This is a genomic window from Streptomyces sp. NPDC006140, assembly GCF_040628815.1.
Lineage (GTDB): Bacteria > Actinomycetota > Actinomycetes > Streptomycetales > Streptomycetaceae > Streptomyces.
The window spans coordinates 102,777-124,070 of record NZ_JBEXTS010000019.1 but is presented as its reverse complement, the minus strand read 5'-3'; the positions used below and the strand labels follow the sequence as shown (position 1 = coordinate 124,070).

18 protein-coding genes and 1 pseudogene are annotated in these 21,294 nt (G+C 70.2%); 13 read left to right on the top strand and 6 right to left on the bottom strand.

The genetic code is table 11. The annotated features are described in order from the left end of the window. The first annotated feature begins 206 nt into the window (after positions 1-206). The 4 genes from ABZ386_RS35870 to ABZ386_RS35855 all read left to right on the top strand — a co-directional run bounded on the left by ABZ386_RS35870 (position 207) and on the right by ABZ386_RS35855 (position 5,924). Positions 207-2,789: a hypothetical protein gene (locus ABZ386_RS35870; RefSeq protein ID WP_358967762.1), complete on the top strand. Its 2,583-nt coding sequence runs from the start codon at positions 207-209 to the stop codon at positions 2,787-2,789. 46 nt (positions 2,790-2,835) lie between these two features. After that, a complete protein-coding gene (locus ABZ386_RS35865; protein ID WP_358967759.1) occupies positions 2,836-4,155 on the top strand; it encodes a hypothetical protein in 1,320 nt (439 codons plus the stop codon). A 512-nt stretch (positions 4,156-4,667) separates the two neighbouring features. Beyond that, positions 4,668-5,201 (top strand): hypothetical protein, encoded by a 534-nt coding sequence (locus ABZ386_RS35860; RefSeq protein ID WP_358967757.1) that lies wholly within the window; start codon positions 4,668-4,670, stop codon positions 5,199-5,201. A 3-nt stretch (positions 5,202-5,204) separates the two neighbouring features. Further along, positions 5,205-5,924 carry a hypothetical protein gene (locus ABZ386_RS35855; RefSeq protein ID WP_358967755.1) on the top strand — a complete coding sequence of 240 codons (720 nt, stop codon included), beginning with the start codon at positions 5,205-5,207 and terminating at the stop codon, positions 5,922-5,924. Positions 5,925-6,044: 120 nt separating this feature from the next. On the opposite strand, the gene ABZ386_RS35850 is transcribed toward ABZ386_RS35855, so the two are convergent. Then, the gene (locus ABZ386_RS35850; protein ID WP_355716771.1) at positions 6,045-6,413 is read right to left on the bottom strand and encodes a DUF192 domain-containing protein; all 369 of its coding nucleotides are present in this window, start codon (positions 6,411-6,413) and stop codon (positions 6,045-6,047) included. A gap of 135 nt (positions 6,414-6,548) precedes the next feature. Here ABZ386_RS35850 and ABZ386_RS35845 point away from each other — a divergent pair, with 135 nt between their 5' ends. The 8 genes and pseudogenes from ABZ386_RS35845 (at position 6,549) to ABZ386_RS35810 (ending at position 15,383) form a co-directional block, all read left to right on the top strand. Next, positions 6,549-7,427 (top strand): LLM class flavin-dependent oxidoreductase, encoded by an 879-nt coding sequence (locus ABZ386_RS35845; protein WP_356505349.1) that lies wholly within the window; start codon positions 6,549-6,551, stop codon positions 7,425-7,427. 96 nt (positions 7,428-7,523) lie between these two features. After that, positions 7,524-7,985, top strand: a complete 462-nt coding sequence (locus ABZ386_RS35840; RefSeq protein WP_358967752.1) for a GNAT family protein — start codon at positions 7,524-7,526, stop codon at positions 7,983-7,985. A gap of 33 nt (positions 7,986-8,018) precedes the next feature. Further along, a pseudogene (locus ABZ386_RS35835) lies at positions 8,019-8,354 on the top strand (nucleoside deaminase); the annotation flags it as partial. 422 nt (positions 8,355-8,776) lie between these two features. Next, positions 8,777-9,574 carry a class I SAM-dependent methyltransferase gene (locus ABZ386_RS35830; RefSeq protein ID WP_356618291.1) on the top strand — a complete coding sequence of 266 codons (798 nt, stop codon included), beginning with the start codon at positions 8,777-8,779 and terminating at the stop codon, positions 9,572-9,574. Between the two features lie 774 nt (positions 9,575-10,348). Then, entirely contained in the window at positions 10,349-11,122 is a 774-nt protein-coding gene (locus tag ABZ386_RS35825) for an isoprenyl transferase (RefSeq protein ID WP_351345436.1), read from the top strand. Positions 11,123-11,500: 378 nt separating this feature from the next. Beyond that, the gene (locus tag ABZ386_RS35820) at positions 11,501-12,826 is read left to right on the top strand and encodes a PhoH family protein (RefSeq protein ID WP_114255036.1); all 1,326 of its coding nucleotides are present in this window, start codon (positions 11,501-11,503) and stop codon (positions 12,824-12,826) included. Between the two features lie 418 nt (positions 12,827-13,244). Further along, entirely contained in the window at positions 13,245-13,943 is a 699-nt protein-coding gene (locus tag ABZ386_RS35815) for a transglycosylase SLT domain-containing protein (protein WP_351345432.1), read from the top strand. 138 nt (positions 13,944-14,081) lie between these two features. Continuing rightward, the gene (locus ABZ386_RS35810) at positions 14,082-15,383 is read left to right on the top strand and encodes an AI-2E family transporter (RefSeq protein WP_351345429.1); all 1,302 of its coding nucleotides are present in this window, start codon (positions 14,082-14,084) and stop codon (positions 15,381-15,383) included. Positions 15,384-15,451: 68 nt separating this feature from the next. On the opposite strand, the gene ABZ386_RS35805 is transcribed toward ABZ386_RS35810, so the two are convergent. Together ABZ386_RS35805 and ABZ386_RS35800 are read right to left on the bottom strand one after the other, a co-directional pair. Beyond that, entirely contained in the window at positions 15,452-15,985 is a 534-nt protein-coding gene (locus ABZ386_RS35805) for an alkyl hydroperoxide reductase (protein WP_354741312.1), read from the bottom strand. 6 nt (positions 15,986-15,991) lie between these two features. Next, entirely contained in the window at positions 15,992-16,546 is a 555-nt protein-coding gene (locus ABZ386_RS35800; protein WP_114255039.1) for a peroxiredoxin, read from the bottom strand. 133 nt (positions 16,547-16,679) lie between these two features. Here ABZ386_RS35800 and ABZ386_RS35795 point away from each other — a divergent pair, with 133 nt between their 5' ends. Further along, positions 16,680-17,630, top strand: a complete 951-nt coding sequence (locus tag ABZ386_RS35795; protein WP_358967748.1) for a LysR substrate-binding domain-containing protein — start codon at positions 16,680-16,682, stop codon at positions 17,628-17,630. A 22-nt stretch (positions 17,631-17,652) separates the two neighbouring features. Here ABZ386_RS35795 and ABZ386_RS35790 read toward each other — a convergent pair whose 3' ends face one another. From ABZ386_RS35790 to ABZ386_RS35780, 3 genes are read right to left on the bottom strand one after another with little or no spacing between them, the layout of a single operon-like run. Next, on the bottom strand, positions 17,653-19,986 hold the full coding sequence (locus tag ABZ386_RS35790) for an FtsX-like permease family protein (protein ID WP_358967745.1): 2,334 nt from the start codon (positions 19,984-19,986) through the stop codon (positions 17,653-17,655). After that, a complete protein-coding gene (locus ABZ386_RS35785) occupies positions 19,983-20,672 on the bottom strand; it encodes an ABC transporter ATP-binding protein (RefSeq protein ID WP_351345416.1) in 690 nt (229 codons plus the stop codon). Before ABZ386_RS35785 ends, ABZ386_RS35790 begins: the two co-directional genes overlap by 4 nt. Further along, on the bottom strand, positions 20,669-21,193 hold the full coding sequence (locus ABZ386_RS35780; protein WP_351345414.1) for a PadR family transcriptional regulator: 525 nt from the start codon (positions 21,191-21,193) through the stop codon (positions 20,669-20,671). Before ABZ386_RS35780 ends, ABZ386_RS35785 begins: the two co-directional genes overlap by 4 nt. Between the last annotated feature and the right edge of the window lie 101 nt (positions 21,194-21,294).

Below are 21,294 nucleotides of genomic sequence, written 5' to 3'. Positions count from 1 at the left end.
CCCGTGCTCGCGCCACCGCCGGCGAGGACGGGCCCCGCCCGTTCCCGCGCACACATCAGGAGCCCGGTGGGCCCAGGGTTGGGACCGTGGGCCCATGTGCCAGTGATCGACGCTCATTAGCCTCGGCCGGGTGTCCGTCGTGAATTCCCGCTTATGAGCTGAGGTCACGCATGTCCGGTGCCGGTGACGCGATACCCCCGAGTGGGATGTGGGATGCCCGGAACATCCCGTCCTGGGACCGGCGTTCGCCGTTTCCACGGGAACTGGGCTGGGCGCAGGTACTGCTGTGGGCGCAGTTCGCGCTGACGGTGCTCTACGTGGTCACGGTGCTGTCGGTGGTGTCGTACTACTCCGGGGAGATTTTCGGGATCCTGGTGTACGACTCGCTGCCCAGCGTGGCCGGGGTCTACCTGGCCCGGCGCCTGTGGCGGGGCGGGGTGTGGACGAGCCGCGCGCTGATCGCCGTACAGGCGTGGATCGTGTGGCTGTCGTTCGGCACGCTGTTGCACGGTGATCTGCGGGGCATCACACAGGCGGCGATGCCGGTGGCGGTGATCGTGCTGTCGCGCCGGGCCCGGTCGCGTGAGTGGTTCGAGAGCGCGCCAGAAGAGCGGGAGCAGCGGCGGGAGTTCAGCCTGGCGAGGATGATCCGCTGGCGGCGAGACGAGGGCCAGACCGCGGTGGAGTACGCGGGGCTCATCGCCGTAGTCGCCGCGATCATCGTCGCACTGTCGGTGGGCGGCCTCGGCGGGCGTATCGCCGACGGCATCCAGTCGGCGGTCTGCTCGGCGACGGGCACGGCCTGCCCTGCTCCGCAGGGCGATGGTACGGAGACGGGTGCGGCAGAAGGCGACGACGGGACACAGAAGGGTGGTTCCGATACCACCGGCGCCGGCCCCGGCGGCGACGCGCATGCGGACGGCGATGCCCCTGCCGACGGCGGGGCCGGAGGGGACGGCGGCGACGAGACGGATGGCGGTACCGGTGCAAGCGCGGGCGCCGATTCCGGAGGCCAGGAAGGCACCGGCACCGACGCCGGAACAGACACCGTCGGCGGTACGGGTGGTACCGACAGCGGCGGCAGCCCCGCTTCGGCGGCCCAGATCATCACCTATGACGGCGCGGGGGCCAACGACACCGTCCCGCTCGCTCCCGGGCCCTTCGACCAGAGGTCGCTCTGGGACGACGTACATGACCAGGAACGCCACGACAGGACGTTCATGGACCACGTCCGTGGCTTCTTCGTGGCCCCGACCAAGAGTTTCCTGGCCGGCACCATGGATGTCGTCAGCGACCCGGTCGGCTCGATCAAGGACAGCTGGAACGGCCTGAAGGGCTACACGACCGACTGGTGGGGCGACAAGGCCGACGAGCTGGGCAGGGAGTGGGACAAGGGGGACTACGTCTCCTCCGTGTGGGGCTGGGTCAACTCGCCCGAGGACTTCGTGTCCGACCTGGCGGTCGACACGTTCGTCGACAAGGAGAACTGGGAGAAGGGCAACTACGGCGCCTCCATCGGCAACACCGTGGTCGGCGTCATCGGCATCTTCAGCCCGAAGACCATCACGAAGTTCACCAAGTTCAAGGATCTGGCCGAGGTCGGCGCATCCCTCGACAAGGCGGCGGATGCCGCCGAGAAGGCGCGCAAGGCAGCGAAGGCCGGCGACGCCGACGCCGCGCGCAAGGCGGCTGATGACGCGGACAAGGCCGCTGACCAAGCCGAGAAGAGGGCCAGAGCGTCCGGCTGCACCCTCTCCGCCCCCCGTTTCACCGTCCCGTATGGCGGCGGCCCGGGCCTCATAGGCTCTCCCGGTACCGGTACGACAGTCATCGCCGCGGGTGGGTCCAGCTCCCCGTACGTAACCCTCGCTCAAGAAAGTTGCGATGACGAGGCCAAGCAGCAGGCCCAGGACGCTCGCGAGCAAGCCGACGAGGCCGACAGGATCGCCGTCGGAGCTGAACTGGCGGATCGTCAGGGCGCGGCCAAGAAGGCGCTCGACGACGAAGGCGTCCAGCACGCGCCGAGGAAGATCGACGAGTTCGTTCAGCGGGCGAAGGACGACCCGGACCCGGACAAGAAAGAGATAGGCAAGGCGGATGCAGCCAAGGCGCTGGACGAAATCTCCAAACTGGCCGCGACGAAGAACGTCTCCAAGGAAGCGCGCTCGTCGCTGACCAGCAAGGTCACGAACGCCAAGAACACGGACGAACTCAGCCAGGCACGTGCTGAGCTGAACGCGGTCCAGCGGGCCGCCGACGACGAGGCGGCACCTGGCACGACTGTGCACACCGCTGTCGGCAAGGACTTCGGTAAGGAGGACGTCGATGTCGGCAACGGCGAATCGGTGAACATCTCAGAGATCAACGACGCCGATGTGCTCTACAAGGGCACGGACGGCAAGGTCCACGCCGTGGAGGTCAAGAACACGGGGAACGCCACCATCAAGGCCGACTTCGAACGCCAGGTCGAGGATCTGGCCAAGTGGCAGGTGAAGGCCGAGGAAGGCAGGGCTGCACGCGTCGAGATCGAGACCACTGAGAAATGGACCAACATCTTCAGCGGTTACAAGAGCGGAAAGCGGGACGGAGTCAAGTACAAGCCTCAAGGCACACCGGCCGGAACGATGGCGAAGAACGGGGTGCCGGTACGTATCGCCGGCACGGACATATCCCCGAGCCAGCTGAAGCGGATGGAGGTAGAGATCCAGGCCCGGAAGCAGGCAGGCTCCATGGATTGGTCCAGGATGAAGACCCCGAAGGATGCGATGGATTACCTGGGCGTCTCGTGAACTTGACGCATCAGAATTCGGTCGGGGCACGAACGGAGAACAACTGGTGGACATCTACCTGCTGCCCGCTGCCATGCGCGAGCTGCCACCGCCTTGGCACGACCTGACCTACCGCAGGTCTCAGGTCCTGGAGAACCTTGTGCCCACGGCGGAGAGACGTGAGCAGGCTCGGCATGTGCTGCGTGTGTGCCTGCCCGAGCGACGGCAGAGCGTGCACGACTGGGACGAGGAACTACGGGACTTCTACGACGACCGCGATGATCACACCTTGGACGAGGCAGACGCCTGGCTGACCCGGATCATGCCGACCACGTCCCAGGTCACCCGGCAACGGGTGGCGCAGGTGGTCGGTCAGTGGGCCGACATGGGGATCCCCACCGTGTCCGCGCCACCGACAGAGCAGCAGATCGACAGGGTGGCGGCGGAGTGGGCCGCCTCGGTACGGCAGACGCTGGCGCACGACGCCTTCGCCTTCATCGAGCGTGCGACCGTCTCCGGATCGCTGAGCGATCTGGAGACGGAAGAGACCGCGCTGCTCGCGAGTGGGTTCGTACGGGTCGGCCTAGCGGTGGAGGTGGCGGTGCGCATGCTGGTCTCGCTCGGCCGTCCACGGGGCGAAGAAGCTTTGCTGGACCTCGTGCACGACGGCGAGGTCCAGGACTTCCGGCCATATGTGCGTTCCCGGCTTCTCGGGCTGCGCCGTTCGGAGTACGAGATCCGGGCCCGGGAAGTCCCCCGCGACGAGGAGCCTCTGCTGCCTGACGCACTGCGGGACCTTCCGTATTCCTGGCAGAACGACTTCGGTTGGGGCGCGACCGCGCCGGATGCCAAGAGCCTTGCCCGGGCGCGTTCGGCACTGGAAGCTTCCCTGCTTGTCGAGCCCGCGCCGGGCGTCGGGCGGTCGTACGGCGACGCACCAGTGGACTGGGGTGCCATCGCCGAGGTCGTACGTGCCCTGATGCCGTACCCACGGCTGGTTACTCGCGAACGGATGAACGAGGCGTGGCACGAGTGCGAGTCGCTGGGGTTCGACTTGCGAGGCACGGACGCCGTGTCCTTCGCCGGCGTCTGGTGCGCGCGGATCGCGGACCGGGTCACCGCCGCCGTCTTCCGTTGGCTCGCTGACCTCCCGCACGTGGAAAGGGCGGCTGGCGACGAGGAACCGGCGGCTCTGTCGGCGACGGCCGTCTGGGCGGCTGCGCTCGCGGAGCGGTCCGTCCGGCGCGGTAGCGCGGTCGAGGAGGCCCTCTGGTTCCTCCACCGCACGGATGACGCGCCGGACAGCCGTGAGGCCCTGCTGCGACTTGCCTCCGACCAGAGCCTGCCGGCTACGACGAGGAAGGACGCGCAGCAGTGGACGTCATGACGCCTCCCCAGAAGCCGGTGCACGGGTGCCAGAACCGGACTCCTGCCGTGATCCACTTTCCGGCGAGCGACTCAGCTGCTCCGGCGGCGATCGCTGCCGCCCCGCCCGGAACGAACGGATGGCTCCCGCTCACCGACGAGCGGCGTCAGCTTCTCGCGCGTCCGGTGAAACCGTGGCGTATGGCCCCTGGGCAATCCCACTCACCCACAAACTGAATAGCCTTGGTGTCAGACCCGTCTCGGTACGGCTCTGGCTGGAGGTCTCCTCGGGCGCTCTACGTACTGGCTGTCCGCCGCGGATCGCGCTGTTGGCGGCTCCATCACGCACCCCGGGAAGGGCCGTGGGCATGAGGAGGATGTCTCCGTACCCGTCACAGGAGAACTATCAACGCATCCTCGACGAGGTAGCGGCGGGCGCCGGTGCGTGACGACAGCGACGCGAGGGAATGGGTAATACTGCCTGCCGAACATAGGAACCAAGGCACGTCGGAGCACAGCACACGGGGGAACACCATGGCCGCGACGCAAGCACGCGGACTGCCCAGAACCGGAATCGTACTCGCCGCGCTGATCGTCCTGACGGCGGCGGCCGGCTGCGGCGGTGACGCGGACGAGCCCGCGAAGGCGTCACCGCGACCCAGTGAGCGGCCGTCAGAGGCCGACTCCCTTGAGGTACCCAAGCCCTCGGTGTCGCCCGCGGACGGCCGTGACATCGCCGCCTGCGCGGACGGCAACTGCGAGATTGCGGTCTCCGAGCCGGTGAAAGTCCCCTTCAAGGGCCCTCGCGGCCCGGCCACTCTGTCCGTCACCGAGGTAGGCCCCAACACCATCGCGTACACGGTGAAGTCGGGCAACGGCCAGTCCAAGGGCAGTGCGAACGGCCCGGGGCAGGGCTGCATCACCGTCCTGCGCAGCAACGGCAGCGGGAACTCCTGCGGCGGCCTTGGAGCCGCCGGGCGGCCGAGTCCCCAGCCGGACGCGGTGGTGATTCAGACAGCGACCGGGGAGGACGGGACTGCCGTCCTCCAGCTCGTGTCGGACCGATGACCGATGAGCGAGTCGGATCCGGAACCGAATGCCGAGGAGACGTGGGATCCGCAGGTGGCGCGGTGGCACGATCCGGAGGGTGACTACGTCCTGCCTCACGCCCTGCGGTCCCTGCCACAGCCTTGGGACGAGTGCGACTGGAGGCGGGTCGCGGAGCTGCCCCGCACCGACGAGCGACTGGCGGAAGCCCGGCGAGTGGTGACCGTGTTCCTGAACGACCCGGAGCTGACTCCGCATGTACCTCAGCCTCCGTCGCCCGGCCTGTTGTGGCACGTGTGGGAGGAGTTCCACCAGGCAGTCGGGAAGAGCATGCCCCGCACGGGCGACGTGACGTGGTCCGGTGTGGACGAGTTGGTCCGCGCGTGGCGAGGCCGACCGCAGCTCCATCCGCTGCAACGGCACGTCGTACGGCACGTCGAAGCGGCGATGCTGGCCATGATTGCCTCATTGCGGGACGACATCGCCGACTCGGTCTTCCGCTGGCTGGCCCTCGATCCTGACCCCGGCGGCTTCGCCGACTGGGCAGTGGGCCTGGCCGAGCGTTGCGTGACCGAGGACATCGGTGCCGACGCGGCCATCGAACTGCTGGGCGCGATGGGCGGCCCCGCGGCCAGGGCGGCGCTGCAGCGCCTGTCGGTGAAGCCGGACGGTCCGGCGGGTTGGGAGAATGCGGAAGCGGCACAGGGCATGCTCTTCGACCGGTGGAGCGACGGGACCCGCTGATGATCTGTGACGTGCTCTTGGTCGAGCCGCCGGTTTTCGCCCAGGTCGCTCGCAAAGGGTGACAGGTAGTGGCGCCGTCGAGCCTCGTCGTCGCCTCGATCCGGATCCGCGGGACCTGTGTTACCGGATGACCTCGATGGACACACCCTCCCGTACTCTCCACCCCGCCATCGCCCCTGCCTCCGCCTCCACCACGTGCCGGGCCCGCAGTCGCGGCATCCCCAACCGCCCCGGCCGCATGGTCCGCACGGCGATGACGCGAAGGTCACGGTCGAGATAGGCGACATCGATCGGCATGCGCATCCGGAAGGTGTGGATGCTGTTGGCGGGGGAGAGCAGAATCGCCCCCTCAACGGAATCCCGCCCCAACAACCCTTTCGTACGGGCTCGATAGGAGGCGGCGATCTCCAGCGGCACACGGACGGCCGGCTCCCCACCGCTCCCGTGTACGACCAACTCCCCGTGCCCGTCCCGCCACTGCCGCCTCAAACGGGCCACCTCCGACCGTCCCACCGGCCACCTGTCACCGGTCTGTCCGAACCCGAACGTATCCGAAACGACCCGACTTCGTGTCGAGCGCAAATACGTTGTCCGTCGCCTCCGGCCCGGGGTAGGAAGAGCAGCATGACCGGACTAGGCGCTGTCTTTCGCCCGCAACTCGCCCCCGAACGCCTCCGATCCGTTGCCCGGCTCGCCGATGACGCCGGTCTCGAGGAGCTCTGGCTCTGGGAAGACTGTTTCCGAGAGGGTGGTATCTCCACCGCCGCCGCCGCGCTCGCGTGGACCGAGCGGGTGCGGGTCGGGGTCGGGCTGTTGCCCGTGCCGTTGCGGAACGTCGCCATCACCGCCATGGAGGTCGCCTCGCTGCACCGGATGTTCCCGGGGCGGGCAATCGTCGGCGTGGGGCATGGGGTGCAGGACTGGATGGGGCAGGTGGGTGCCCGCGTCGAGTCGCCGGTGACCCTGTTGCGGGAGCATCTCGTCGCTCTTCGCGCCCTGCTGGGCGGGGAGCGGGTGACGACCGACGGGCGGTACGTCAAGCTCGACGACGTCGGTCTCGACTGGCCGCCGGAGGACCGCGGGAGCGGTGTCCTGGCCGGGGCCACCGGGCCGCGTTCGCTGCGCCTCACCGGGGAGGCCGCCGACGGGACCATCCTCACGGCCGCGACCAACGCCGAGGGTGTGCGGGAGGCGCTCCGGCTCATCCGGGAGGGGCGGGAGGCCGCCGGGCGGGGGGACGGGCCGCACCCGGTCGTCGTCTACCTCCTCGCCGCCACCGGGCCCGACGCCGACGACCGGCTGCGTGCCGAGCTGGTGGCCGAGGGGCTGGAATCCGTTCCGGACCTCGGTGTCGCCGGGGACGCGGGGGCCGTCGCCAAGGCCGTGGAGCGGCTGGCCGAGGCCGGGGCCGACACCGTGGTGCTCCAGCCGACCGGGGACGAGCCCGACCCGGAGGGGTTCGTGCGGTTCGTCGCCGAGGAAGTGCGTCCGCTTGTTCCCTGAGAGGGCTCCGCTGTCCCCTGAGAGGGCTCCGCTGTCCCCCGAGGGGGCGGCTTCGCGAGGAGGCCGGTTGTCAGTGGCTGCTGCCACACTCCGGGTATGAGCGATGACGACGTGGACGTCCGGCTGCGTGACGTGGTGGAAGCCGACCTGGAGTTCTTCCTGGAGTACGAGCACGAGCCGGAAGCCGTCCGGCGGTCGAGGTTCCCTCCCCGCCCGCGCGAGGCGTTCCTGCGGCACTGGAAATCCAACGTCCTCGGTGACGACACCTGCTTCGTGCAGACCGTCACGGCGGACGGCGCCGTCGCGGGCAACATCGTCGCCTGGTGGGACGGGGACCGCCGCTTCATCGGCTACTGGCTGGGACGCCCGTACTGGGGACGCGGCATCGGGAGCAGGGCCCTGGGCCTCTTCCTGGAGCGGGAGGAGAACCGGCCCCTGTACGCCGACCCCTTCAGCGGGAACACCGGCTCCATCCGTCTCGTCGAGAAGCACGGCTTCCGCCGCACCGGCACCGTCCGGCACGGCGAGGACGACCATGTCCTGCTCGTCCTCGACTGACCGCCGGAACCGGCCGCCGGAGAGCGGGGTGCTGTGACCGGACATCCCAGTGCCCTGCCCCAGCCGTGGCACCTGCCCTTCGAGCTCGCCTGGGAAGCCCTGCGGGCCGGCAGCCGGCCGGTCGGCGCCGTCCTCGTCGATGCCGGCGGGCGCGTCGTCGCCGCCGGGCGCAACCGGAGCGAGGAGCCCACGGCCCCACCGGGTCAACTCGCCGGCACGGCCATCGCGCACGCCGAGGTCAACGCGCTCGCCCAGCTGCCGACCGGAACCCGCGCCGACGACGGCCTCCGGCTGTACACGACCCTCGAACCCTGCCTGCTGTGCAGCGGCGCGCTCATCCACAGCCACGTCCGGTACGTGGTCTACGCCGCGGCGGACCCGATGTGGCGCGGCGTCGAGAACGTGCCGGGGGTGGGCGGGCTCATCGCCGAGCGGTGGGCCCGCCGGGAGGGCCCCGTCGGCGGACCGCTCGCCGCCTTCAGTCGGCTCCTGATGGACACCTGGACGATGGCACGCGCCGCCGCCGCCCCCACCGCTCCCGGCCCCGGCCTCCTCGACGCCCCCACCGTCCACGCGGCGTACGCAGCCCTCCTGCCCCACCTCGACCGAGGACCGACCGCCGGACCCACCCCCCGGGGACCGACCGCCGGACCCACCCGCCCCGGGGGACCGACCGCCGACGAGCGACCACCGCCGACCGCCGACCGCCGACCGCCGACCGCAAAGAGCGACCACCGCCGACCGACGACCGACCCCACGCCGCCCGTCCGACGAGGAGAAGTGCCGAGCCCATGCCCGAGCAGCAGCACCCCCACCCCCCACACCGCACCTTCGAAGACCTCGTCGCCGAAGGCGCCTCCGTGCCCACGGAAGGCTGGGACTTCTCCTGGTTCGAAGGGCGGGCGACGGAAGCCAGGCCCTCCTGGGGGTACGCCGTGTCGATGGCCGAGCGGCTGGGCCGGGCGGGCGCTGTGCTCGACGTCCAGACCGGGGGCGGGGAGGTGCTGGACTTCGCCCTCGGCAGGGCCCCGCGGCGGCCGCTGCTGACCGTCGCCACCGAGGGCTGGCCGCCGAACGTCGCCAAGGCCACCGCGCTGCTCCGTCCGCGCGGAGTCGCCGTCGTCGCCGCTGCCGAGGACGATCCGCTGCCCTTCGCCGACGGTGCCTTCGACCTGGTCGTCAGCCGTCACCCCGTCCGCCCGCACTGGGACGAGATCGCCCGCGTCCTGCGGACCGGCGGGACGTACTTCGCCCAGCACGTCGGCCCCGGCAGCGTCTTCGAACTCGTCGAGCACTTCCTCGGTCCCCAGCCGGACGAGGTGCGCGGCGCCCGCCGTCCCGACCGTGAGCGCGCGGACGCCGAGGCCGCCGGGCTGGACGTCGTCGATCTGCGGGCGGAGCGGCTGCGCATGGAGTTCCACGACATCGGGGCGGTCGTGCACTTCCTGCGCAAGGTGGTGTGGATGGTCCCCGGCTTCACCGTCGAGGAGTACGAACCGCGGCTCCGCGCGCTGCACGAGCGGATCCGGGCGGAAGGATCCTTCGTCGCCCACAGCACCCGCCACCTCTTCGAGGCGCGCAAGCCGTAGTCGCCCGCGATCCGCCCGGGATCAGGAGTGAGGCGGACCGGGGCGGGTCCCGTGACTCACCCGTTTCACCCGTCTCACTCATTCACCTTGCGCATCTTCCGGCGAGGTTTTTCACATCGTTACCGTCAACGGCTCGCCTCCGTCCCACCGGTCACGTAAGTTCAGACCACAGGTAATTCGCGTGAGCAAAGCTGCGCGGAGCGGTACCGCGCAGTGGAGGGGGCTGCGCGGTGCCAGGGCCCCCATGTCAGGCCGGTGCGGGGGCGGGGTCGAGCGGACGTCGCGGTCAAGCGGGCGTTCGCGGCCGGGGTCACCCATCGGAGGGATGCCGGGACAAGTCGCCGAGCGGGCCCCAAGATGCGGCAAATCCTCAGGATCCTGCCCCAGAGCCCACGATTCCCCTGCGCAGCGGCCTCTTTTCGGCCAGGGCCGAGCCAGGAACGCATGCTTCCGCGGGCACCGGGGCGTCGCCGGGCGGCTCCGGAGAGTAGTTGTGGCACGCCGATGCACGCAGCATCACTTACGAAGGGTTATGGTGGAAACCCCCCCTCGGGCCGGTCCGTCTCCCCCCCACGGACCGGCCCGTTTTCTTTTGTGCGCCGGGGGCGCACCCCCCTCGGCCGGAACCCTTCGTTCCGCACCTGTTGACGGCCCACGGCGGCAGCGGGGGTAGGCTTCGCCCCCGGGGACTTCCAACGGGCAGGGACCGCCCGCGGCCACGACCGGGCCGCATGCCGCGGCCTGTCCGATCCGTACGGAGGGGCTGACAATCTCGTGAACCTGCGCGACAAGCTGCGCGGCCTGCTGGTCAGGCTGTACGCACGCCGGGTGGAAGGCCACCTGGACCACGCTCAGGTGCCCAAGCACATCGGCGTCATCATGGACGGCAACCGGCGCTGGGCGAAGGCCGCCGGTTCCAGCACCGTCGACGGCCACCGGGCCGGTGCCGGGAAGATCGAGGAGTTCCTCGGCTGGTGCACCGAGACCGAGGTCGAGGTCGTCACCCTCTGGCTGCTGTCCACGGACAATTTCGACCGGCCGGAGGAAGAGCTCGTCCCGCTGCTCGGCATCATCGAGGACGTCGTGCGCACCCTGGCCGCCGACGGCCGCTGGCGCGTCCACCACGTGGGCACGCCCGACCTGCTGCCGTCCGGGATGCAGACGGTCCTCAAGGAGGCCGAGGAGGCCACCGCGCACGTCGACGGGATACTGGTCAACGTCGCCATCGGCTACGGCGGCCGCCAGGAGATCGCCGACGCCGTACGGTCCATGCTGCTGGACGCGCAGGAGAAGGGCACCTCGATGGAGGAGCTCGCCGAGGCCGTCGACATCGACATGATCGGGCGTCACCTCTACACGAGCGACCAGCCCGACCCCGACCTGGTGATCCGCACCAGCGGCGAGCAGCGTCTGTCCGGATTCATGCTCTGGCAGACGGCGCACTCCGAGTACTACTTCTGCGACGTGTTCTGGCCGGCCTTCCGCAAGGTCGACTTCCTGCGCGCCATGCGTGACTACGCGGCCCGCCACCGGCGCTTCGGCGGCTGAAGCACCCGCCGCCGGCCTCGCGGGCGCACGACGTCGCAGCTCGCAACCCCTCCCGGTACCCCTTCGAAGACGCGTGTAACACGGAGTTCACCGACGCGCCGTCATATGCCGTGGCATGGCGACGCTCGTTCGAGGGCATAACCCAGTCAGGTCGACGCCCGAATCACGGGTGTCGGATCTCAGCGGACGGCACGGGGCCGTCCGCCCGGGAGGCCCTTTGCACCAGCCCGATCGTGCGGTCACAGCACGGAAAGCGGCGGAGGGCCGGTTCTCGGCCCGCGCAGGGCGGCCGACGACCGGTCGGGATTTTTCCCACCCCTCCCGGCCCAGCTTCCACTCCGTCGCTCCCCGACCTCATCCGAGGGGGTACGTCCTTCCGTGGTGACCAGCACAAAGCGCCACAAGCCCGACCGGCGCACCTATGTTCTCGACACCAGCGTCCTGCTGGCCGACCCGAACGCCCTGAGCCGCTTCGACGAGCACGAGGTCGTGCTCCCCATCGTCGTGGTGACGGAACTGGAGGCCAAGCGGAACCATCCCGAACTCGGCTACTTCGCCCGGCAGGCGCTGCGCCTGCTCGACGACTACCGGGTGCGGTACGGCCGCCTCGATGCCCCCATCCCGACCGGGGACCTCGGCGGAACCGTCCGTGTCGAGCTCAACCACTCGGACCCCAGCGTGCTGCCCAGCGGCTACCGCCTGGGGGACAACGACTCCCGCATCCTCGCGGTCGCCCGCAACCTGCAGGCCGAGGGGTTCGACGTCACCGTCGTGTCGAAGGACCTCCCGCTCAGGATCAAGGCGTCCTCCGTCGGACTCCTCGCCGAGGAGTACCGCGCGGAGCTCGCCATCACGGACTCCTCCGGCTGGACCGGAATGTCCGAACTGACCCTGCCGGGCGAGCAGGTGGACGTCCTCTTCGAGGAAGGGCACGTCTACGTCCCCGAGGCCGCCGACCTGCCGGTGCACACGGGCCTGATGATCCACTCGGAGCGCGGCAAGGCGCTCGGCCGGGTCACGCCCGAGGGCAACATCCGGGTCGTGCGCGGGGATCGGGAGGCGTTCGGTATCAAGGGCCGCAGCGCCGAGCAGCGGATCGCGCTCGACCTGCTGCTCGATCCGGACGTCGGGATCGTGTCGATGGGCGGCCGGGCCGGCACCGGCAAGTCGGCGCTGGCGCTGTGCGCCGGTCTGGAGGCGGTGCTGGAGCGCCGTCAGCACCAGAAGGTGATGGTCTTCCGTCCGCTGTACGCGGTGGGCGGGCAGGAGCTCGGCTATCTGCCCGGTACCGAGGCGGAGAAGATGAGCCCCTGGGCGCAGGCGGTGTTCGACACGCTGTCGGCGGTCACCAGCCGGGAGGTCATCGAGGAGGTCACCGCGCGCGGGATGCTGGAGGTGCTCCCGCTCACGCACATCCGCGGCCGCTCGCTGCACGACGCGTTCGTGATCGTCGACGAGGCGCAGTCGCTGGAACGGAATGTACTTCTTACCGTTCTGTCCAGGATCGGAGCCAATTCACGGGTGGTTCTCACCCATGACGTGGCCCAGCGGGACAACCTCAGGGTCGGCCGCTACGACGGTGTCGTCGCCGTCGTCGAGAAGCTGAAGGGGCATCCGCTCTTCGCGCACGTGACCCTGACCCGGTCCGAGAGGTCCCAGATCGCCGCTCTTGTGACCGAAATGCTCGAAGACGGGCAGATCTGACCGACCCTGCGCAAGAAGGGGCGATTACGCGCTAGTTGGCGCCGTCCGGAAAGGCGAAGAGCCTAGCCGGGCGGCGCCTTCGCGTGTGGCCGTTCCGTGGATTTTCCCGCGTCAAACGAGTTGTGAGCTTTCACACGCAACTGGGAATTGCCTTGCCCCGTCGGGTTACGGCAGAGTCTCACTCCTGTCAGGCCCCGCATACGACACACCTGTACCCCCAGCGGTACGGCACCACAAAAGCAACAGCGTCAACTGCATAGCGTCGTCGTATGCCGCCCGAGCACCACGCGGCACTCCCCCAGGGGAGTTGCCCACCGGGCCCGCGCCTCCCGTGACCCCGCAGTTGGGGAGGCCAGTGTCAGGGGCACGATTGCGTCCGCGAGGGTCACCGAAGCGGGCGATGCTGGAAGGAAACCGTGTGAGCCGGATCTCGGTCCGGGGATTCGCAGTGGCCTCGGCCACGGCGGTCACCGCTGTCGGAAGCGTCGTCGGCGTTGCCTCGGGCAGCACCGCGCAGAACAACGACGCCGAAGCGACGGCAAGCGGCGCCACGCTGCTCGCGGACATCCCCGCGGGCCAGCAGGCCCAGGTGCAGACCGCGTCCCTGACGCAGCAGGCCGACGCACAGGCCATCGCCGCGGACGCGAGCGCGAAGAAGGACGCCGAGGAGGCCGCCCGCAAGGCTGCCGCCGAGACGGCCATCGCCAAGAAGGAAGCCGCCGAGAAGGCGGCCAAGGCCGCCAAGGAAGCCAAGGAGCGCGCGGAGGCCAAGGACGCCGCCAGCCGTTCCAAGGACATCTCCGACTTCCCCGTCGCGACCTCCTACACCATCGCCCAGATCCAGGCGATGGCGCGGCAGATGGTGCCGGCGGGTCAGTTCCAGTGCTTCAGCAACATCGTGGACCACGAGTCCGACTGGAACTACAAGGCGGTCAACCCCTCCTCCGGGGCCTACGGCATGTTCCAGGCACTGCCCGGTTCCAAGATGTCGTCCGTCGGCGCCGACTGGCGGACCAACCCGGCCACCCAGATCAAGTGGGGCCTGAACTACATGAACGACCGCTACGGCAGCCCCTGTGACGCCTGGTCGTTCTGGCAGGCCAACAACTGGTACTGAGCCGACCGGCCCCCGGGCCGATCCTCTCCTTCCCGCGAGCCCCGCACCGTCGCACGGTGCGGGGCTCGCGCCATGTACGGTCGGACGCGGACGACTTCGGGCGGAGTGGTGCGTGGAGACGGGGGAAAAGGACGGATCATGTCGCGAGTGCCAGGGTGGCTCGGCCGGCTCGGTGCCGGACTGACCGAGATGAGCGAGCGGTACAACGAACGCCGTGCCGCGGCCGAACGGGAGGACGACGACTCCGAGTCCCGGCCCCCGTCCGACGAGCACGTGCCGCCGCCCCCGGACTACGCGCCCGACATCCCGGCCCGGCCCGATCCCGCGCTCGCCGTGCCGTGGGGGGTGCGCGTCGCGGCCGAGGCCGGCTGGCGGCTGCTCGTCCTCGCGGGCACGCTGTGGGTGCTGATGCGGATCATCAGCGCCATCCAGCTCGTGGTGCTCTCCTTCGTCATCGCCCTGCTCATCACGGCGCTGCTGCAGCCGACGGTGACGCGGCTGCGGCGCCACGGGGTGCCGCGCGGGCCGGCCACCGCGCTGACGGCGATGTTCGGGTTCGTCGTCATGGGCCTCATCGGCTGGTTCGTGACCTGGCAGGTCATGGAGAACATCGACGACCTCTCGGGCCAGATCCAGGACGGCATCGACGAGTTGCGGAACTGGCTGCTGAACAGCCCGTTCCACGTCACCGACAAGCAGATCAACGAGATCGCCAAGAACCTGCGGGAGGCGGTCGGCGCCAACACCGACCAGATCACCTCGGCGGGTCTCGAGGGCGTGACGGTCGTCGTGGAGGCCCTGACCGGGATCCTGCTGGCCGTCTTCTGCACGCTGTTCCTGCTCTACGACGGCAAGCGGATCTGGCAGTGGACCCTGAAGCTGGTGCCGGCGGCGGCGCGGCCGGGGGTGGCCGGGGCCGGTCCGGCGGCGTGGCGGACGCTGACGGCGTACGTGCGGGGCACGGTGATCGTCGCGCTGATCGACGCGATCTTCATCGGCCTCGGCATCTACTTCCTCGATGTGCCGATGGCCGTGCCGCTGGCCGTGTTCATCTTCCTGTTCGCGTTCATCCCGCTGGTGGGCGCGGTGGTCTCCGGGGCGCTGGCGGTGGTCGTCGCGCTCGTCACCCAGGGGGTGTTCACGGCCGTCATGACGCTGGTGGTCGTGCTGGCGGTGCAGCAGATCGAGGGGCACATCCTGCAGCCGTTCATCCTGGGGCGGGCCGTGCGGGTGCATCCGCTGGCGGTGGTGCTGGCGGTGGCCTGCGGAGGGATGGTGGCCGGGATCGGGGGCGCGGTGGTGGCCGTGCCGCTGGTGGCCGTGACGAACACGGTGGCGGGGTATCTGCGGGCGTTCTCGCGGCAGTCGGCGTTGCGGCATTCCGTGCGGCCGCGGGGTGCTACGGCGATGAGCGAGGAGCCCGCTTCGGAAGCGCCCTGAAAGACAACAGCAGGGCCCCGTCCACCTGTTGGTGGCGGGGCCCTGCTCGGTGAGGCCGGTGCCGAGGGTTACTCGGCCAGGACCGCCTCGGCGTCCAGCGTCACGCCGACCGCCTGGATCACGGACGCGATCTTGAACGCCTCCTGAATGACCTCGCGGTCGAGGCCGGCCTTGCGCAGGACCTGCTCGTGGGAGTCCAGGCACATGCCGCAGCCGTTGATCGCGGAGACCGCGAAGGACCACAGCTCGAAGTCGACCTTGTCGACGCCCGGGTTGCCGATGACGTTCATCCGCAGACCCGCGCGCAGGTTGCCGTACTCGTGGTCCGACAGCAGGTGGCGCGTGCGGTAGAAGACGTTGTTCATCGCCATCACCGCGGCCGCGGCCTTGGCGGCCGTGTACGCCTCCGGCGACAGGTTCGCCTTGGCCTCGGGCTCCAGCTCGCGCAGGACGATCGGGGAGCGCGAGGCGATGGCGGTCGCCAGCACCGTGCCCCACAGCTGCTGGGCGGGCAGGTCCGAGTTGCCGATGACCGAGCCCAGGTTGAGCTTCAGGTCCTTGGCGTAGTCCGGTATGGCGGACTTCAGCGCGTCGAGGGACATGTCAGATCACTCTCCGGCGAGCAGCGCGACCGGGTCCAGGGTCTCGTCGCCCTTGGACCAGTTGCAGGGGCACAGCTCGTCCGTCTGGAGGGCGTCCAGGACCCGCAGGACCTCCTTCGGGTTACGGCCGACCGAACCCGCGGTCACCATCGAGAACTGGATCTCGTTGTTCTGGTCCACGATGAAGACCGCGCGCTTGGCGAAGCCGTCCTCGTCCTCGATGCCCAGCTCGCGCATCAGCTCGTGCTTGGAGTCGGCCATCATCGGGAACGGCAGGTCGCGCAGGTCGTCGTGGTCCTTGCGCCAGGCGTGGTGGACGAACTCGGAGTCGCCGGAGAAGCCGAGGACCTGGGCGTCGCGGTCGGCGAACTCGTCGTTCAGCTTGCCGAAGGCGGCGATCTCGGTCGGGCACACGAAGGTGAAGTCCTTGGGCCAGGCGAAGATCACCTTCCACTTACCCTCGTAGGTCTTGTGGTTGATCTTCTCGAACTCCTTGCCCTTCTCCAGCGAGACGCAGGCGGTCAGTTCGAACTCGGGGAACTTGTCACCGACGGTGAGCACACACACTCCTTGCAGCGAAGAAACACCCGGATTGCGGGTGTTTCCCATGGGTTGGACGTTGTTGATGTTGGCACAGGCTCGATTGATTACGGAAATAGCTACACTCGGTCGAGTTGATCGGAGGTAGTTATCAGTGGCTGTCGGTAACAAGCGCAGGCAGCCCAGTCTCGCCCAGTTGCGCGCCTTCGCCGCCGTCGCCGAGCACCTGCACTTCCGGGACGCCGCAGGGGCGATCGGCATGAGCCAGCCCGCCCTCTCGGGCGCCGTCTCGGCGCTGGAGGAGACACTCGGAGTGACGCTCCTGGAGCGTACGACGCGCAAGGTGCTGCTCTCGCCGGAGGGGGAGCGGATCGCCGTACGGGCCAAGGCGGTGCTGGCGGAGGTGGGCGCCCTGATGGAGGAGGCCGAGGCGGTGCGCGCGCCGTTCACGGGGGCGCTGCGGCTGGGGGTCATCCCGACCGTGGCGCCCTACCTGCTGCCCACCGTGCTGCGGCTGGTCCACGACCGGTATCCGCACCTCGACCTCCAGGTGCACGAGGAGCAGACCGCCAACCTGCTCGATGGCCTCGCCGGCGGCCGGCTCGACCTGCTGCTGCTCGCCGTGCCTCTGGGCGTGCCGGGCGTGGCCGAACTGCCCCTGTTCGACGAGGACTTCGTGCTCGTCACCCCGCTCGAGCACTGGCTCGGCGGACGCGAGGGCATCCCGCGTGAGGCGCTGCGCGAGCTGAACCTGCTGCTGCTGGACGAGGGGCACTGCCTGCGCGACCAGGCCCTCGACATCTGCCGGGAGGCCGGTCGCGACGACGTGCCGGTCACCACGACGGCCGCCGGACTGTCCACGCTGGTGCAGCTGGTGGCCGGCGGCCTCGGTGTCACGCTGCTGCCGCGCACCGCCGTCAAGGTCGAGACCTCCCGCAGCAACCAGCTCCTCACCGGGTACTTCGCCGACCCGGCCCCCACCCGCCGTATCGCGCTGGCGATGCGGGCGGGGGCCGCGCGCGGCGCCGAGTACGAGGAACTGGCGGCGGCGCTGCGGGAGGCCCTGCGGCCCCTGCCCGTACGGGTCCTGGACCAGGACGCCTGAGGCCCTGCCCCCTCAAGGGGCCCTACTCCGTGCGCAGCCCGTCCGGCCGCATCATCTTCAGCAGCGGTGGCAGGCTCAGCAGCGTCACCACCAGGACGACGCCCGCGCCGATGCCCGTCATGGACAGCACGCTCGGCCAGTCCACCCGGACGGACGTGTTGACCATCCGCAGCAGGACCGCGCCCAGGGCCATGCCCACCGCCGCGGCGAGCAGCAGGCCGAGGCCGATCGGGATGGCCGTCTGCCACAGCACCGACAGGCCGAGGGTGCGGCGCCGGGTGCCGAAGGCGACCAGGGCCGACAGCAGCTTGCGGCGCTCGCGCAACTGCTCCAGCTGCGAGACCAGCAGACTCGCCCCGATCAGCGCCAGCACGCACGCGGCGCCGACGGACAGGCCGGTGCGGATGGTGGCGTAGCGGTCGTTGCGCTCGACGGCGTGCCAGACCATGGGGTCGGCCAAGGGGTCGATGGCCGCCGCCGTGTTGCGCACGTACTCGTACGCGTCCGGCTCGCCGGGGGAGAGGCTGAGGTAGAGCTCCTTCTCGGCGAACTGCGCGAGCGTCGCGAACGGCGAGCCCGGCGTCACCAGGATGCCGCCCCGCTTGGTGCCGGTCGGGTCCTCGCGGGACTCGGCCGGCCGGATGTCCCGCGGCACGGTCCAGGAGAAGCGCTCCCCGGGCCGGCCGTCGTTCACGCCGTCGAACCACAGCTTCTTGCCCGGCTGGGCGAGCCCGGCCGGGTCGGTGTCGTACTCCCCTCCGTGCACGGCGAAGACGTCGCCGTCGCGGCAGGAGGGCAGCGTGGCCACCTCGCGCAGGGTGGCGCAGTCGCCGACGGTGACCTGGATGATGGCATCCGTGTCGCTGCGCCCGTCGGAGAGGTAGGTCTCGCCCATGGCGGTGACCTTGCGGACGCCCTTGGTGTCGCGGAACTTCTGGGCGGTGGAGGCGAGTTCGAGGTCGTCCGGCACGTGCACCTGCATCTGGGCGCGGGAGACGTCGTAGCGCGTCGCCGCGGTGTAGGTGCCCTCCACCCCGGCGAACAGCATCTGCAGCGCGATCGCCCCGGCCACCGCGACCGCGATGCCGTTGACCATGCGGGCCGCCGCGCCGCTGCTCAACTGGAGCCTGCGCACGGCGAGTTGCCAGGCGACCCCGCCCGAGCCGAGGCGGGCGACGACCGTCTCCACCACCCACGGCAGCAGGGCCGTGACCCCGACGAGCAGGAGCATGACACCGCCGACGACGAGGTACTGGTTGAAGGTTCCCTCGTCACCGCCCTGGCCCACCATCGGGAACAGCAGCGCGAGGCCGCCCAGCGGCAGCAGCAGCCGCCACCACAGCCGGCGCCGCGCGGGCCTGGCCGTGCGCACCACGCCGAGCGGCTCGATGACCACCCCGCGCAGGGCGAGCAGGGTCACCAGCACGGCGGCCGTCGGCACCGCCAGCGCGACCAGGGCGGCCAGCAGGGGCGAGGGGTTCAGGTAGCTCGGGAAGACGCTGACGCGGAACACCTCGAAGGAGGCCGCCAGCTGACGACCGAGCAGGAAGAACCCGGTACCGAGGACGAGTCCCAGCACGGACCCGGCGAGGGCCTCGCCGGCGGCGATGCGCCGGGTCATCCGGCTGTCGGAGCCGACCAGCCGCAGCGCCGCGAGCCTGCGGTCGCGTCGCTCGCCGCCGAACCGCACGGCCGCGGCGATGAACACGGCGACCGGCATCAGCAGCACCACGAAGACGACCAGGACCAGCAGCAACAGGACCGGGTCCCAGGGGTCGGACGCCGCCAGGTCCGCATTGCCGAAGCGGTCGATCCGCGCCCCGCTGGCCGATCCGAGCCGGTCGGCGAGCCCCTGTCCGCCCGTGAAGTAGGCGAGTTCCTGGGAGCCGATGAGCCCCTGCTCGCCGATGGTGCCCGTGATCCGGTAGGGCAGCCGCTCGCGCAGCAGTTTCCCGTCGTCGGAGCCGAGCAGCTCCTTCAGCGCGGGGGAGACGGCCATCTCGCCCTTGGCCGGGAACTCCGCGAGCCCCGGCGGCAGCGGAGCGCGCGGGCCCTCGGGCTCCAGCATGCGCCCCCGCACGTCCCGGTCGCGGAACGTGGTGTCCGTGTCCAGCACGATCAGGGTGTTGTCGGCCTTCGGTATCTCCTGCTGGCTGAAGGTGTGGTCGCTGCGCGCCTCCTCCCGCCGGTCCCGTTCCGCCAGCGCGTTCGGGATGGCGGTGGTGAGCAGCAGCAGCGCCACGCCGAGTCCGACGCCGACGGCCGTGAGCAGCGCCCGGATCCACCCCTCGCGCCCGCCCGCGAAGGCGAACCGGGCCCCCATGGCCAGATCCCGGCCCCACTGCCCGGCACTCATACGACGCGCTCCATGTCCCGGGACCTGCCGTCCCGTACGACGATCTCGCGGTCGGAGTAGGCGGCCACCCGGGCCTCGTGCGTGACGAGCACCACGGCCGTGTTCGCGGACCGGGCGGCGTCCGTGAGGAGTTCCATCACGCGCTCGCCGTTGAACGAGTCGAGCGCGCCCGTCGGCTCGTCGGCGAACACCACACGCGGGTTCGTCACCAGCGAGCGGGCGACGGCGACCCGCTGCCCCTGGCCGCCGGACACCTCCCCGGGCCGCTTCTTGCGCAGGTCGTCCACCTCCAGCCGCTCCATCCACGCCAGCGCGGTCCGCTCGGCCTCCTTGCGGGAGGATCCGCTCAGGCGGAGCGGCAGCGCGACGTTCTCCACGCAGGTCAGTTCCGGCACGAGCCGGCCGAACTGGAAGACGAACCCGAACGCGGAGCGCCGCAGCGCGCTGCGCTCGGCGTCGCTCATCGCGGTCACCTCCCGCCCGTCGTACGTGATCGAGCCCGAGTCGGGCGTGACGATCCCGGCGAGGCAGTGCAGCAGCGTCGACTTGCCCGACCCGGAGGGGCCCATCACGGCGACGACCTCGCCCGGATGGATGGAGAACTCGGCACCGTCGAGCGCGGTGGTCGGCCCGTACGCCTTGCGCAGGTCCCGGGCGACGAGGAGCGAACCGGCGGGAGCGGTCACCGGGTCACCGCCGCACGGAGCTTGTCCAGCCGGGCCGCGGTCAGCTCCAGCCAGCGCAGGTCCGCCTCCAGGTGGAACAGGGCGTGGTCGCAGATGAGCTGGTCGGCCAGGTCGCCCTTGCGCTTGCGGTCGGTGAGGATCCGCATGCTGCGCAGGTGCTCCGCGCGCTGGTTGTCGAGGATGTCGGCGGCGTCCCGGTGTGTGAGCAGCGCGAGGACGACCTTGGTGTAGAGGGTCGACTGGAGGTACGGCTCCGGCTTCTCGGGCGTGGCGAGCCAGCGCTCGACGTCGGTGATGCCGGCCTCGGTGATGGCGTACCGCTTGCGCTCGGGCCCGCCGCCCGGCTCGATGCCGTCGACTTCGACGAGCCCGTTCTTCAGCAGCCGGGACATCGTCGAGTAGACCTGGCCGTAGTGGAGCGGCCGGTCATGACCGAACTTCTCGTCGAAGGCCCGCTTCAGGTCGTAACCGTGCCGCGGGCCGGACTCCAGGAGCCCCAGGAGAGTGTGACCGATGGACATGACCGGGACTGTACACGGGGTGTATACGCGGCATGTATACGCCGAGTGTGCAGTTCCTGGCGGGTGGTGCGTGAGCGCAGGTCGGGGGCTGTTGTCACGGT